11 protein-coding genes and 1 pseudogene are annotated in these 13,988 nt (G+C 57.4%); 8 read left to right on the forward strand and 4 right to left on the reverse strand.

All coding sequences use genetic code 11. The features are described from left to right. The first annotated feature begins 427 nt into the window (after nt 1–427). Both brnQ and JFT63_RS20965 read left to right on the forward strand, forming a co-directional pair. Nucleotides 428–1,741 (forward strand): branched-chain amino acid transport system II carrier protein, encoded by a 1,314-nt coding sequence (gene brnQ / locus JFT63_RS20960; RefSeq protein WP_057703716.1) that lies wholly within the window; start codon nt 428–430, stop codon nt 1,739–1,741. Nucleotides 1,742–1,997: 256 nt separating this feature from the next. Then, entirely contained in the window at nt 1,998–2,738 is a 741-nt protein-coding gene (locus JFT63_RS20965; RefSeq protein WP_057703715.1) for a DUF599 domain-containing protein, read from the forward strand. A gap of 80 nt (nt 2,739–2,818) precedes the next feature. On the opposite strand, the gene JFT63_RS20970 is transcribed toward JFT63_RS20965, so the two are convergent. Further along, nucleotides 2,819–6,580: a dermonecrotic toxin domain-containing protein gene (locus JFT63_RS20970; RefSeq protein ID WP_057703714.1), complete on the reverse strand. Its 3,762-nt coding sequence runs from the start codon at nt 6,578–6,580 to the stop codon at nt 2,819–2,821. Between the two features lie 221 nt (nt 6,581–6,801). Between JFT63_RS20970 and JFT63_RS20975 the strand changes: the two are divergent. Then, a pseudogene (locus JFT63_RS20975) lies at nt 6,802–6,976 on the forward strand (DUF599 domain-containing protein); the annotation flags it as partial. Between the two features lie 83 nt (nt 6,977–7,059). Here the strand turns inward: JFT63_RS20975 and JFT63_RS20980 are convergent. Next, complete coding sequence (locus JFT63_RS20980) at nt 7,060–7,317, reverse strand: hypothetical protein (protein WP_005786587.1); 258 nt, start codon at nt 7,315–7,317, stop codon at nt 7,060–7,062. A 156-nt stretch (nt 7,318–7,473) separates the two neighbouring features. Here JFT63_RS20980 and JFT63_RS20985 point away from each other — a divergent pair, with 156 nt between their 5' ends. The 4 genes from JFT63_RS20985 to JFT63_RS21000 all read left to right on the forward strand — a co-directional run bounded on the left by JFT63_RS20985 (nt 7,474) and on the right by JFT63_RS21000 (nt 11,322). Further along, on the forward strand, nt 7,474–7,950 hold the full coding sequence (locus tag JFT63_RS20985; RefSeq protein ID WP_186562668.1) for a PaaI family thioesterase: 477 nt from the start codon (nt 7,474–7,476) through the stop codon (nt 7,948–7,950). Further along, nucleotides 7,947–8,399 carry a PaaI family thioesterase gene (locus JFT63_RS20990; RefSeq protein WP_057703712.1) on the forward strand — a complete coding sequence of 151 codons (453 nt, stop codon included), beginning with the start codon at nt 7,947–7,949 and terminating at the stop codon, nt 8,397–8,399. Before JFT63_RS20985 ends, JFT63_RS20990 begins: the two co-directional genes overlap by 4 nt. Nucleotides 8,400–8,488: 89 nt before the next feature. Next, nucleotides 8,489–10,393: a molecular chaperone HtpG gene (gene htpG, locus JFT63_RS20995; RefSeq protein ID WP_057703846.1), complete on the forward strand. Its 1,905-nt coding sequence runs from the start codon at nt 8,489–8,491 to the stop codon at nt 10,391–10,393. Between the two features lie 200 nt (nt 10,394–10,593). Further along, nucleotides 10,594–11,322: a dienelactone hydrolase family protein gene (locus JFT63_RS21000; RefSeq protein ID WP_198844654.1), complete on the forward strand. Its 729-nt coding sequence runs from the start codon at nt 10,594–10,596 to the stop codon at nt 11,320–11,322. A 66-nt stretch (nt 11,323–11,388) separates the two neighbouring features. Here the strand turns inward: JFT63_RS21000 and JFT63_RS21005 are convergent, their stop codons facing one another. Beyond that, nucleotides 11,389–12,255: a pirin family protein gene (locus JFT63_RS21005; protein ID WP_198844655.1), complete on the reverse strand. Its 867-nt coding sequence runs from the start codon at nt 12,253–12,255 to the stop codon at nt 11,389–11,391. 62 nt (nt 12,256–12,317) lie between these two features. Further along, nucleotides 12,318–12,734 carry an OsmC family protein gene (locus tag JFT63_RS21010; RefSeq protein WP_057703709.1) on the reverse strand — a complete coding sequence of 139 codons (417 nt, stop codon included), beginning with the start codon at nt 12,732–12,734 and terminating at the stop codon, nt 12,318–12,320. A gap of 139 nt (nt 12,735–12,873) precedes the next feature. Between JFT63_RS21010 and JFT63_RS21015 the strand changes: the two genes are divergently transcribed. Beyond that, nucleotides 12,874–13,896, forward strand: a complete 1,023-nt coding sequence (locus tag JFT63_RS21015; RefSeq protein ID WP_186562661.1) for an amidohydrolase family protein — start codon at nt 12,874–12,876, stop codon at nt 13,894–13,896. Nucleotides 13,897–13,988 lie beyond the last annotated feature (92 nt).

The following is a 13,988-nucleotide window of genomic DNA, read 5'->3' on the forward strand; positions in this document are numbered from 1 at the left end:
CCTCGCGCTTAGCTGACGCTTTACCACACAAAGGCCACCTTCGGGTGGCCTTTGTGCATTCTGGATATAGCCAGATTGACGAATGTGCTCGGTTCAAGATGGGAGCTGGCTTGCCTGCGATACAGACACCTCGGTGCATCAGCCAAACCGAGTCGATGCCATCGCAGGCAAGCCAGCTCCCACAGGGTTCTGTATTGCCCAATTAAGTATGAAAACGCGACATTCAAATGTCGCTTATCGGACAGTTCGCCCCGCAACAGTGCGTTTGTCAGCCTGATTCTGTACTCTAGCCGCCTCTTTATGCGTCCGCATCCCAAAAGGAAGCTGCGCGCTAGACCGGTCGGTCCCCATAAGGGCCGGCAGCATTTCCCTCATCCATAGGGAAGCCCTCTCTAAATTCCGATTCAGTAGTGTGGTATTTCCTCAAATGAAAGTGTTGAAAAGCCAGGATATCCTGGCGCTGGGCTTTATGACCTTTGCCTTGTTCGTGGGCGCCGGCAATATCATCTTCCCGCCTATCGTGGGTTTGCAGTCCGGGCCGCATGTGTGGATGGCGGCGCTGGGCTTTCTGATCACCGCGGTCGGTTTGCCGGTGGTCACCGTGATCGCCCTGGCCAAGGTCGGTGGTGGCATGGACGCGCTGAGCAGCCCGATTGGCAAAATTGCCGGTGGCCTGCTGGCAGCAGCGGCCTACCTGGCAGTGGGCCCGCTGTTTGCGACCCCGCGCACCGCAACAGTGTCGTTTGAAGTGGGCCTGGCGCCCTTGACCGGTGAAAGCCCGTTGGCGCTGTTCCTCTACAGCTCGGTGTATTTCCTGGTGGTGTTCTTTGTCTCCCTGTACCCGGGTCGACTGCTGGACACCGTGGGCCGTTTCCTGGCACCGCTGAAAATCATTGCCCTGGCCATCCTCGGCATCGCCGCGTTTGCCTTGCCCGCCGGTGAGGTGGGCGTCGCCACGCCGGAATACGTTGCAGCACCGTTCTCACAAGGCTTTATCAATGGTTACCTGACCATGGATACCCTGGGCGCGCTGGTGTTCGGCATCGTGATCGTCAACGCGATCCGTTCCCGTGGCGTCGAGTCGCCCAAGCTGATCACCCGTTACGCGATCATTGCCGGGCTGATTGCCGGCGTGGGCCTGGCACTGGTGTACGTCAGCCTGTTCCGTCTGGGTTCCGGCAGCCATGCCGTGGCCGCCGGTGCCAGTAACGGCGCTGCCGTACTGCACGCTTACGTGCAACACACATTCGGCTCCCTGGGCAGCGGCTTCCTCGCTGTGCTGATCTCGTTGGCGTGCCTGGTGACCGCCGTCGGCCTGACCTGCGCCTGCGCCGAGTACTTCAGCAAGGTCCTGCCGCTGTCCTACAAGACCCTGGTCGTGATTCTGGCGTTATTCTCGCTGTTTGTGTCCAACCTGGGCCTGACCAAGCTGATCGCGTTCTCGATTCCGGTGCTGACCGCGATCTACCCACCGTGCATCGTGTTGGTGGCTTTGAGCTTCTGCAAAGGGTTCTGGCAGGAACAGGGCCGTATCGTCGGCCCGGTGATGCTGGTGTCGTTCATCTTTGGCTGCATCGACGCACTCAAGGGCGCAGGCCTGGCGGGTTGGATGCCTACACAGTTGGCCAACTTGCCGCTGAGCGAACAAGGTTTGGCGTGGCTGGTACCATCGCTGATGACGTTGGTGGTGGCTGTGGTGATTGACCGTATGCTGGGCAAGCGTAGCGAAGCCATCGCGTAACGCGCGGTTCGGGCTGTACTGAAATGCCCCGTATCAAACGATACGGGGCATTTTTTTTGAGTCGATGGCAGTGTCTTTTTTTTGGGGATGGCGTCAAAAATCTCAAGTTGAAAACACCGGTCGGTGTGGGAGCTGGCTTGCCTGCGATGGCGGTACATCGGTTGGCGCGGTGGTGACTGCAAAGACGCTATCGCAGGCAAGCCAGCTCCCACATTTGGACCGTGTCGGCCCTATCATCCTGTGTACAAGGACCCGCATGTCGTTCGTCGAAACCAATCAAGTCCATCTGCTTGCCGCGCTCTGGTTCATCTTGTGCTGGGGTGGCTACACCCGTTACGCAACGTGGAAGGCCCGGGACACGGCGTGCCTGGCCAGTGTGTTGCACCTGTACCGGGAAGACTGGATGCGCCGCATGTTGTTGCGCGATAACCGCATCGCCGATGCCAGCGTGATCGGCAACCTGGAGCGTAATGCCTCGTTCTTTGCCTCCAGTACTTTGATCATCCTCGCCGGTATTCTCACTGTGCTCGGTGCTTCCGAGCGGGCGGTATCGTTGCTGGCGGACATTCCCATGGTGCAGCAGGCGTCCCAGGGCATGTCGGAGGTCAAGTTGCTGTGCCTGGCCCTGGTATTTGTTTATGCGTTTTTTACTTTCAGCTGGTGCATGCGTCAGTACAACTTCGCGGCGGTGCTGGTGGGCTCGGCGCCGATGATTGGTGAACGACATGTGTCGGAGCAGGAGCGCAATGCATTTGCCTTGCGGGCGGCGCGGGTGATTTCGATGGCGGCCAACCAGTTCAACTTCGGCCTGCGTGCTTATTACTTCGGCATGACCATGCTGGCCTGGTTTGTCAGCCCCTGGTTGTTCATGTTGATGAGCAGCGGGGTGGTGTTGGTGCTTTATCGCCGCGAGTTTCACTCCGACGTCTTGCAGGTGATGGTGTATACCCCGACCAATATGCTGGCAGTCGACGCTGTAAAAGAGGGCGCATCGTAGCGCTGGCAGCAAATTCCAGACAAAGAAAAGCCCGCTTAATCAGCGGGCTTTCTTTTTGCTGCCAAGCCAGGTTGGCTGTTTCAGGGTATCGGGAACTTGCTCTTTGTCGAATCCACTCCCATGTTCTTCAAATATTCCTGGGCGGGCCTCAAATCGCTTTTTTTGGGTAGATAGTGTCCAGAGACATTGGAAAGGTGGAATTTCCCGAAGGCGTCTTTCCTTATGTAGCCTGCGCTGACTACCTTTTCTGATTGGCCACTGCCGGCGCCGATTTCCGCGATGGCAGGATGTGATAACCATTTTGGCGGTGCATTTTTGTCGATAGTACCGATGATCAGTTGGTTGTCTTGAGTGAAGACGAACTTGCTGACTGTATCGGGTTTCAACACAACCTTCAGGTCGTCCGGCTTTGTGATGCGAACCAGTTCCGCTCGGGCCGCTCGGGGGTTCAATGCCGCTCCGGCCAGATGCATCTCGGCGTTCAGGTCACGAGCCCTGGTATTGACCAGCACTGCAAGTGGTTTTCGAATGGGCGGCTCTATTCGCCAACTGCCGGAGGTGGAAGAGCTGCTTGCAGGCACTAGGTTTTCCGCGGAGGAGGCAGAATGAGGCTGCGGTAGAGGTTCTAGCGTTTGAGGTAGTTTGGCGCCTCCCGGCAAACCGGTTAGCACCCATTCGCCGTTCCCTTTGTTCAAAAGCGTAGCCACCCGACGCTTTGTCTCGGGGTTTATAACGTTTACAAATCCTGATTCGAATTTGAACGCTGGGCTTATTTGGTAGACCCTGCTCACGTCTGAGTTATCGGTGTAACGGATCAACCATTTGTCACCGACTTGTTGTGGCCCGGTGGCGCTGAGCGGTTTTCCTGCCAGTAGCTGATTATCCAGTGCGTGCGCGGCGAGGTCGCCACGGTTCTGTACAGGGTGGGCCGGGTTTGGCAATTGGGTCGGGGTGCTTGAGGGGCGGCCCGCCGATATCGACGTACCCGGAACCGGTACGACGTGACCGCTTGGCGTACCCGTTGTACCTGCCGTGATTGCCAGTCGCTGTTGGAGCGTGCGCCCAGGGGTTCTGAACACCGGGCGCAACGGGGGCCTTTTGAGTAAAGGGATACCCGACGCAGCCATGGCGAAGTCGCTGTACACCGCCCCCCATTGTCCCGGTCGGGTGAGGAGCTTGGGCAGGCTTCGTCCGGATGTACGCAACGTTCTTAGCGCAGCCTTGGAGAGCCTTTGGGTGGCTGACATACCCGCGTTGACCGGGATGAGGCTTAGAACGAATTGGGCTATATCTGCGGCGAACATTAATTTGTTGGCTGTGGATCGGGCCGATACGTCTGCGCTGGGTGTCATCCCAACCAATGCTCTCCCTCTGAGTAACCCCACCTCCTGCATATACAGGTTTTCAGTGATGCTATCTTTGAACGGCTTCAGCCGGATGCCCGCTTCATGGTCGGCCGCGAATTTCTTGAGCCACGTGCCGAGCCCAGGCAAAAACAGGGTGTCGTGAATATTATCTCGATCAACAGGTGATACCCGCTGATCCATGTAGGTCATCCACTCGGGCGTGTTCAGCAGCGTGTTAAGTTGATCCTCGTCCACAATTTCTCTGAAGGGACGTCCGTCGGGAGCATCCGGACTGTACAGCACCAGCGAGGGATGGTTGGTCGGTTTGATGACCATCATGCCCTGGACGGGTTTGCCGTTCAGGACCACGCTATGCGAGACGATGGAGGCACCATTCACGATTGGCCAGGTGGTGGAGTCGCTATGCTCAAGTGTCGCTTCGATCCACTGCTCGGCGATTTTTTGCCTGTTCAGATAGGCATCGGGGTCCAGGCTGGTGATGAACGCGTCCTTGGCCATCCTTGCCTTCAGATGGTTTTTCCACGCGTCGGGCAGCACCCTGGCTTCGTCGGAGGTGGCAGTGGGGCTGAGTTTGTCATCCAGTAGTTTGAGGTATTTGCCGCCCACATCGGTTTGGCTGATCAGGTCCTCGAGAAACGGCTTATCCAGGGTAAGCAGGTATTGTCCGTTGGCACTTACGACGCGAGCGGCCCAGGTGCTGGTCGGCGAGTTTTCATGCCATGGCGTTGTGTTCATGAGCGCCAGGTCGGTCAGCGACCGGGTGTGGATCTGCGGCTTTGGTGCGTTTGCGGTACCTAAAAGGCCGCGATTGCTCGACTGCTGTGTGGTCATCTGAACCATCACGTGGTCAAGGTCTATTTCCTCGTGCCGGTAGCGGTCCGGCAGCTTGGCTTTCAACGCCTGGGCCAGCAACTGTTTGGCGAAAATGTTCGGGTCCGGGATGTTTGCCAATAGCCCTTGTAAGTGCGTAAGGCTTGTATCCTGTGCTTCCTCCAGCTCCCTATAGCTCGTTTCTTGTTGGGGAGTCAGTTCTTTAAGCCATTGGGGTTGCAGTTTGTTGTGCAGTTGTTCATTGCGTGCGAGCAGGGCATTACTGCCATCGAAATGCAGTGAAAGATCCGCTGCATCATTGATGGTTTCGACAGTTTGGGCGCAGAGCAACGACGGTGTGCGAGAGGAGCCAGTTTCGGCTTGCGCCTGGGCGAACCCGGCCTGCATGGTTTCATTGACCTCGTCAGCCTGTCGCTGCAACAACTGGGGAAAGGTTTGTGCCACGACGTCGCCGCAGACGGGGGCGAATCCCAGCATTAAATCATCACCCCACGGAGGGTTTCGACTGTGCTCTACCGACACCGGCAGACTTTTGAGTAGCAGGTTGGCCTTCTCGTCATCATTATCGATCCTCTGCATCAATGCCTCGCGGGCTTCGCCAGGGCTCGCGAATTCCTCGAAACCGTCCCCGGGGGTATAAAGCACTACAGGCCCGGTGGTGTCATCCAGCCCGATATTACGGGTGTCACTTGCGCTGTAAGGTGCCTCGGGTGACGAGCCGTCGCTGCGAGTGATAAGAAAACAACCGGCTAAAATTGCGCCATTGGCGGAGCTGTCATCTACCCGGACCGGATACACCCCCGGACGATCCCCAGCGGGAAGTTCGCGCTCGCGTGCTTCAAGGGTGGGGTACTGAAAGGCGGTGTCGATCAGCTTTTTGCCAGCCTCGCTGAGGGTTCCGTCTTCAACCCGCAGGGCTGCCTCGGTGGAAAGCATCTGCCGGTGCAGGGCAAGCAGTTGGGCTGAACGTGATGGCTGCTTGGGGGAGCCTCCGGGTGATCTTTTCCAGTAGCTACTGAGCGCCTCTGGAAAGCGGGTTGCGATATCGTGTGCAAGCGTCAGCAGGGACCCCTGATGCTCCAACCTGGTTTGGGGAGCACCCGCAGGCCCGTCAATGTAAAAGCCCGTTTGCATATCGGCACTGTGCTCTTGCGTGTTGGGCGTGCCAGTGACGGCGTTTATGTGGACTTGCGCGACCTTTTCGAGCAATGCCTGCGATAAGGTTTGCGTGGAAATCAACACGGGCTCTGCCGGCGGCTGTTTTCGATAGGTGTTGACGTGGATAATGTTCGGGTCGATTGATGTGAGCTGGGGAAAGGCTTTTTTCAACTGAGCCTGGGTAAAGCGTTGGAATGTCATCTGCTGACTGAGCAAATCAATAATTTTCTGGTTGTACGCCTGGTGCTGTTCAATCAATTGGGATTGCGCGGCGACTGCGTTCGGCCCTGTATCAGTGGCAACAACTGGTTTTATGCCAGCTACTTGGATTTTGATCCGATCATCCGGGTCTAGTCCCAACGGCTTGGGCTGAGGGTGGTGCGATAAAGGTGGCTGTTGCGTGGTCGATTCAGAGGCTGTGCCCACGGACAGTTGGATCGCTTGCGGCGCAGGTGTTTGGCTGACAGAGAGAGAAGTTGAGCGCATTTAACATCCTAAGGATAGATATGCAGTTCCTTCCGCCTGAGAAATGATCAAGGCTTCGTGCCTTGGGGCCAACTAAGTGAGTGGAGGCGTCCTATTGGTTCCAGGGCCGAACTTATGTACATCTGGAAACAGGAATTCTCATAAAAGACAGGTAGTACGGCCGGGGTTTTGATATTTGTTGCGCAACTCACCGGGCTCACATTTAGAAGGACCCGTATGTCGCGGCGGTGCTGGTGGGCTCGGCGACGATGATTGGTGAACGGCATGTGTCGGAGCAGGAGCGCAATGCATTTGCCCTGCGGGCGCCGCGAGTTTCACTCCGACGTCTTGCAGGTGATGGTGTATACCCCGACCCATATGCAAGCCTCGGAGGCTGCAAAAGAGAGTGTTTCTTGATCGCCGGATAAAACAGCAGGCAAAGAAAAGCCCGCTTTATAAGCGGGCTATCTTTTGCAGCACTACAGCTTCACACCCGGCAATTACTGCTTGGCAGGTTCTGCAGGGGCGGCAGGTGCAGCTTCTTTTGCAGCTTCGGCGTTCGATTCAGCCTGAGCTTTGGCAGCTTCGGCGTTTTCTTTCGCAGCGTCGTTAACTTTATCCTGTGCTTTAGCCATGTCTTGCTGTGCTTGCTCAGAGTGTGCAGCGGCATCTTGGGCTTTGTCTTCGGATTTCTTGTCGCAGGCAGCCAGACCGAGTGCAGCGGCCAGCATCATGGAAATAGCTAATGTCTTGCGCATGGGTGTTTCTCCTTATTGAAGATATCTACTGGCCTTTCGAACCCAAGGGGCCAGCATTAGTTCCTTATGTCCCACAGATATATAGCATGTTTCGTACAGATTTTTTTCCCGGTAGTTCGCATCCATCCGATTCCCACTAATAAGAGTCTAAAAACAATGACCGAAAACCCCTTGTTAGAGCGTGCCGCACGCTTTGTTTCGGCGCTGCGCCATTGCCAGGTGCTGGGTGTGGCCGTCCACGCCGCAAGCGAGGAGGGTATGACCCTGGTGTTGCCGTATGGGCCGCATCTAGTCGGTGATCCTTTGACGGGTGTGATTCACGGTGGCGCCTTGACCTCGTTGATGGACACCGCGTGCGGCATGGCCACCTTATGCGTATTACCCGAATTTGAAGTGTGCCCGACCCTGGACCTGCGCATCGACTACATGCGTGCGGCCGAACCGCACCAGCCGGTGTATGGCTTCGCGCAATGTTACCGGGTGACCACCGACGTGATCTTTACCCGCGGGTTCGCCTATCAGGACGACCCGCAACAACCCATCGCCCATGTGGTGGGCACGTTCATGCGGATGGGCAAACGTCTGAAAGGCACGCAAGGGCTGGGCAGCACGATCAAGGGAGAGCAGGCATGACGCATCGATTCAAGACCCGGCTGGAGCAGGCCCTCGACCGTGGCAACTACGACGCACTGCTGGGCTTGGTGCCCTATGCCAAGTTGATCGGCATCGAATGCACCCGCCTGGGGGATGAGCTGCTGTTTCGGCTGCCGGCCAACAAGGACAATATTGGTAACCCCATATTGCCGGCGCTTCACGGCGGCGTGATCGCAGGCTTCATGGAGCTGTCGGCGGCCCTGCATCTACTGGTTTTTACCGGGGCTCCAGGCCTGCCAAAAATCATCGATTTTTCCCTGGATTACCTGCGCGCCGGCCAGTTTCGCGACACTTACGCCAAATGCCAGGTGTGGCGTCAGGGCCGGCGTGTCGCCAATGTGGCGATTACCGCCTGGCAAACCACCGAGGCCGAGCCGATCGCCACTGCCCGCGCACATTTCAAGATTGAGGAATTGGCCCGCCCTTGAAATCCCGGTCTTAGCCCCCAACTTTGATGACAACCCGCCGCCAACCCTTTCGGGCGCGGCCACTGCCATCCAATTGGAGTTTGATGACCATGAGTGTGGAAACTCAAAAGGAAACCCTGGGCTTCCAGACCGAGGTGAAGCAACTGCTGCACCTCATGATCCATTCGCTGTATTCCAACAAGGAAATTTTCCTTCGCGAATTGATCTCGAACGCCTCTGACGCTGTCGACAAATTACGTTTCGAAGCACTGTCCAAGCCTGAGTTGCTGGAAGGTGGCGCGGAACTGAAAATCCGTGTGAGCTACGACAAGGACGCCAAGACCGTCACGCTCGAAGACAACGGTATCGGCATGAGCCGTGAAGACGCGATTACCCACTTGGGTACCATCGCCAAATCCGGCACCGCAGATTTCATGAAGAACCTGTCGGGCGACCAGAAAAAAGATTCTCATCTGATCGGCCAATTCGGCGTGGGCTTCTATTCGGCCTTCATCGTTGCCGACAAGGTTGAAGTATTCAGCCGCCGTGCCGGCCTCGACGCCAGCGAAGGCGTGCACTGGGCGTCCAAAGGCGAGGGCGAGTTTGAAATCGCCACTATCGACAAGGCAGATCGCGGTACCCGCATCGTGCTGCACCTGAAATCCGGTGAAGACGAATTCGCTGATGGCTGGCGCCTGCGCAACATCATCAAGAAATACTCCGACCACATCGCTTTGCCGATCGAGCTGCCGAAAGAACAGACGGCTGCCGAAGGCGAAGAGAAGCCTGCCGAGGAATGGGAAACCGTCAACCGCGCCAGCGCCCTGTGGACCCGTCCGCGTACCGAGATCAAGGACGAGGAATACCAGGAGTTCTACAAGCACATCGGCCACGACTACGAAAACCCGCTGAGCTGGAGCCACAACAAGGTTGAAGGCAAGCTGGAATACAGCTCGCTGCTCTACGTACCGGCTCGCGCTCCGTTCGACCTGTACCAGCGCGAAGCGCCGAAGGGCTTGAAGCTCTACGTGCAACGCGTATTCGTGATGGACCAGGCGGAATCCTTCCTGCCGCTGTACCTGCGCTTTATCAAGGGCGTGGTCGACTCCAACGATCTGTCGCTGAACGTGTCGCGGGAAATCCTGCAGAAAGACCCGATCATCGACTCGATGAAGTCGGCGCTGACCAAGCGCGTGCTCGACATGCTGGAAAAACTGGCGAAGAACGAGCCTGAGCAATACAAGAGTTTCTGGAAAAACTTCGGTCAGGTGATGAAGGAAGGCCCGGCCGAAGACTTCGCCAACAAGGAAAAAATCGCCGGCTTGCTGCGTTTTGCTTCGACTCAGGGCGAAGACGGCGAGCAGGTTGTGTCCCTGGCTGACTACCTGGCACGCGCCAAGGAAGGTCAGGACAAGGTCTACTACCTGACCGGCGAAACCTACGCACAGGTTAAAAACAGCCCGCACCTGGAAGTCTTCCGCAAGAAAGGCATCGAAGTGCTGCTGCTGACCGACCGTATCGATGAGTGGCTGATGAGCTACCTCACCGAGTTCGACGGCAAGTCCTTCGTTGACGTTGCTCGTGGCGACCTGGACCTGGGTAACCTGGATTCCGAGGAAGACAAGAAAGCTGCTGAAGAAGTCGCCAAGTCCAAAGAGGGCCTGGTTGAGCGGATCAAGGCATCCCTGGGCGAAGCGGTCAGCGAAGTGCGGGTTTCCCACCGCCTGACCGACTCCCCGGCGATCCTGGCCATTGGCGAGCAGGACCTGGGCATGCAGATGCGTCAGATTCTTGAAGCCAGCGGTCAGAAGGTTCCGGACTCCAAGCCGATTTTCGAATTCAACCCGGCTCACCCGCTGATCGAGAAACTCGATGGCGAGCAGAGCGAAGAGCGGTTTGGCGACCTGTCGCACATCCTCTTCGACCAGGCGGCTCTGGCCGCCGGCGACAGCCTCAAAGACCCGGCCGCCTATGTGCGCCGACTGAACAAGCTGTTGGTTGAATTGTCGGTTTAACACCGATGTAGAAAAACCCGCTTCGGCGGGTTTTTTCGTTCTGGCTCTACTGTAGGAGCGAGCTTGCTCGCGAAAAACGTCAACGATAACGCGCAAATGCTGAATGAACGCGGTGATCTCACGTTTTTCGCGAGCAAGAACTAGGCGTCCCCCTCGCTCCTACAGGGAGCATCGTCAATCCATCAGAATTGGAGAAAATGATGAGCCAAGTCACTGTACGTTCCGTGGTCTATCAGGTTGATGGCCAGTCTTATGAAAGCCGTCTGGCATTTGATGCCAGCCACAAGGGCCCATTGCCGGGACTGCTGATGGCGCCGAACTGGATGGGCGTGAGTGCGGGTGCCGAAGAGATTGCCAAGAGTGTTGCCGGCAAAGGTTACGTGGTGCTGATTGCCGACTTGTATGGGCAAACCGTACGCCCGACCAATGGCGATGAGGCCGGCGCGGCGATGATGCCATTGAAGAATGATCGCCCGTTGCTGAACAAGCGTATGCAGGCGGCCTTCGAGCAACTGCAAGGCCAGACTGAAGCAGCAGTGGATACCTCGAAACTGGCCACCTTCGGCTTTTGCTTTGGCGGTTGCTGCTCCCTGGAACTGGCCCGTACTGGCGCGCCGGTAAAGGCTGCCGTGTCGTTCCACGGCACCCTGGATACACCGAACCCGGCGGATGCGAAGAACATCAAGGGGTCAGTGCTGGTGCTGCATGGCGCCTCGGACCCGTTGGTGCCCAAAGAGCAACTGCCGGCGTTCGAAGAGGAAATGAACGCGGCGGGTGTGGATTGGCAGTTGCTGAGCTACGGTGGTGCGGTGCATTCCTTCACCGATCCCCATGCCAATGTGCCAGGCAAGATGATGTACGACGCGAAGACTGCTGCGCGGGCTTTTCAGTCGATGCATAACTTGCTGGATGAAGTGTTCAAGGGCTGATGCCTCAGCTCCCACATTTGATAGGTATGCACCTTTAAAATGTGGGAGCCGGCTTGCCTGCGATAGCTATTTCACAGGCAACTCGATTCTTTCTGATTCCCCCGGCACAGTCGGCCAATCCCCAGCCGCCCAACGCTGTCTCGCCTGCTCGATCACCGCCGGATCACTCGCCACAAAATTCCAGTTGATCCGCCGTGGCTCATCCAGCGGCGCCCCGCCAAATACCATCAGGTGGCAATCACTCTCGGCATACAGGGTCATCTCCTGCCCAGTCGGCAATACTACCAAGCTGTTGACCTCCAGGCCTTCGCCGTCCAACTGCACCTCACCCTCCAGCACATACACCGCACGTTCCTCATGTTCATCAGGAATCAACAGGGTGGTGGCGGTTTGCATCTGTACCTCGGCATACAGCGTCGGCGACAGTACCGGCACCGGTGACCTGAGGCAAAAACCATCACCGGCGATCAAACGCACCTGCACGCCGAGGTTATCGCTTATCGGCAAGCTCGCCGCTGGGTGATGGCTGTAGTGTCCCGGCCCGGTCTCGTGGTCCTTGGGCGAGGCCAGCCATACCTGCAGGCCATGCAGGTTGAAGCCACTGGCCTTGACCGCTTCAGGTGTGCGCTCGACGTGTGCAATCGCGGTGCCGGCGGTCATCCAGCTGACATCGCCGGCTTGCACCACCTGGTCCGAGCCAAGGCTGTCCTTATGCTGCAAGACGCCTTCAAACAGGTAAGTAAGGGTGGACAGGCCGATGTGGGGATGCTGGCGGATATTCATGCCGTTACCCGGTGCGTAGCGGGTCGGCAGCATATGGTCGAAAAACACAAAGGGCCCGACGCTGCGGCATTCACGCGAGGGCAGGGGCCGCAGGATAGGCTGGCCTTCTACATCTTCGGGGCGAGGGCGAATCACGGTGAGAGTGGTCATGGGCATCCCAGTCTGAGCGGGTTAGATGCTTTGAGCATAACCCGCTCGATGGGAAGGTGGGGCTATTGGCTGAAGGCACCTTCCGATAATTTCGTCTCGATAGTGACTTCGGCAGTGGTCATCAGCTTATGTACCGGGCATTTATCGGCGACGCGGTGCAGTTCATCGCGCTGGGCGTCGGTGAGTACGCCCTTGAGGGTGAGCTTGACGTTGAGCTTGTATTTACCCTTCTGCTCTTCGGCGCTGTCGTGAGTGACCTCCACGGTCACGCCGGTCAACGGGATATCTTTTTTCTGCGCGTAGAGTCTCACGGTCAAAGCTTTGCACGACGCCAGCGCAGCATCGAAATAATCGTGGGGGGAGGGCGCCGAATCGTCACCGCCCAGGCTCTTGGGCAGGTCGGTAAACAGCTCGTGATTATTGATATTCACGCTGTGACGAAAGTTTTCAGCGTTCAGCGTATTGACGGTAACAGGCATGGCAAACCTCGTAAGGGCGCAGGATGAAGGTCATGCAGTTATAGAGCATGCTGGCACTCCAGTGTTCCGGTTTTTTCCATGCTGAACCCTGAAGGCTGGCGCAAGGTCTACCCGTATCAACCCTTTTTGAGGTTTTACCGTGTCTGGAACCCGCCTGAGTCTTGCCTTGTTGCTCGCCATCAGCAGCCTTGCCGCGCAGGCCCGTGACTATGCCTACAGCGACGCGCACCTGCATTACGTGGACTTCTTTCAGGAGAGCGCCGGCATGGACAAGCTGCTCAAGGCCATGGCGGACAACCGCATTGAGCACGTCATGATTTCCGGGATTCCCGTGGCCAAGAAATGGCACGAAGACGAGCCCAAGCGCCCGCGCTATTACGCCGGTGACGACGCCGATGCTTATTGGTACAGCGCCACGGATGTGATCGTCGCGGCGGCAGTGAATAAACTTTCTCCTGCGCAACGCCAGCACTTTCACCCGTTCCTCGCCGGTTTCAATCCCAACGACAAGAACTCCGCCGCCCACATCCAGCGTATGCTCGACCTCAACCCAGGGCTGTGGCAGGGCATCGGTGAAGTGTTTACCCGCCATGATGACCTCACCGCGCTGACTTCCGGCGACACGCCGCGTGCCAATAACGAAGCCATGACGCGCATCTACCACCTGGCGGCCGAAAACGACCTGCCGGTGATGCTGCATTCCAACATCACCTCCAAACGTGAGCGCAACCCACTGTATCTGGCGGAAGTCGAGCAGCCGTTACGCAATCACCCGCACACGCGTTTTATCTGGGCCCATGCCGGTACCAGCAAGGAAATTCACCGTCATCAGGTGCAGATGGACTTTTTGTTGCCTACCCTGACGCGCCTGCTTGAGGCGTACCCCAACCTGTATATCGACCTGTCCTGGAGCATGCTCACGCCCTATCTGCTGGATGACGCCGGCAAGCCACGGCCGCAATGGGTTGCGCTGGTAGCGCGCTTCCCGGATCGCTTCATGCTCGGCTCCGATGTTGTGGGGCGCTTCAATAAGTTGGGCAAAGAGATGCGCCGCTTCGATCCTTTCCTTGATGCGTTGCCCGAAGACGTTGCCCACAAGGTCGCGCGCGACAATTTCCTGGCCATTCTGCCCAAGCCGCCTCGCGATGGCGACGCGCGTTGATATCGCGTTTTGATCTTATGCCAATGACCTGAGGTGCCGATAACGTCCAAGAGACCCGCTGCAGGTGGATGCAGTACTTTTGGAAGGAACCC

Source organism: Pseudomonas sp. MF7453 (genome assembly GCF_016405455.1).
Classification (GTDB): Bacteria; Pseudomonadota; Gammaproteobacteria; order Pseudomonadales; family Pseudomonadaceae; genus Aquipseudomonas; species Aquipseudomonas paralactis.

Coding starts and splice junctions, on each gene's coding strand:
- brnQ (WP_057703716.1), top strand. CDS start 428: ATGAAAGTGTTGAAAAGCCAGGATATCCTGGCGCTGGGCTTTATGACC.
- JFT63_RS20965 (WP_057703715.1), top strand. CDS start 1,998: ATGTCGTTCGTCGAAACCAATCAAGTCCATCTGCTTGCCGCGCTCTGG.
- JFT63_RS20970 (WP_057703714.1), bottom strand. CDS start 6,580: ATGCGCTCAACTTCTCTCTCTGTCAGCCAAACACCTGCGCCGCAAGCG.
- JFT63_RS20980 (WP_005786587.1), bottom strand. CDS start 7,317: ATGCGCAAGACATTAGCTATTTCCATGATGCTGGCCGCTGCACTCGGT.
- JFT63_RS20985 (WP_186562668.1), top strand. CDS start 7,474: ATGACCGAAAACCCCTTGTTAGAGCGTGCCGCACGCTTTGTTTCGGCG.
- JFT63_RS20990 (WP_057703712.1), top strand. CDS start 7,947: ATGACGCATCGATTCAAGACCCGGCTGGAGCAGGCCCTCGACCGTGGC.
- htpG (WP_057703846.1), top strand. CDS start 8,489: ATGAGTGTGGAAACTCAAAAGGAAACCCTGGGCTTCCAGACCGAGGTG.
- JFT63_RS21000 (WP_198844654.1), top strand. CDS start 10,594: ATGAGCCAAGTCACTGTACGTTCCGTGGTCTATCAGGTTGATGGCCAG.
- JFT63_RS21005 (WP_198844655.1), bottom strand. CDS start 12,255: ATGACCACTCTCACCGTGATTCGCCCTCGCCCCGAAGATGTAGAAGGC.
- JFT63_RS21010 (WP_057703709.1), bottom strand. CDS start 12,734: ATGCCTGTTACCGTCAATACGCTGAACGCTGAAAACTTTCGTCACAGC.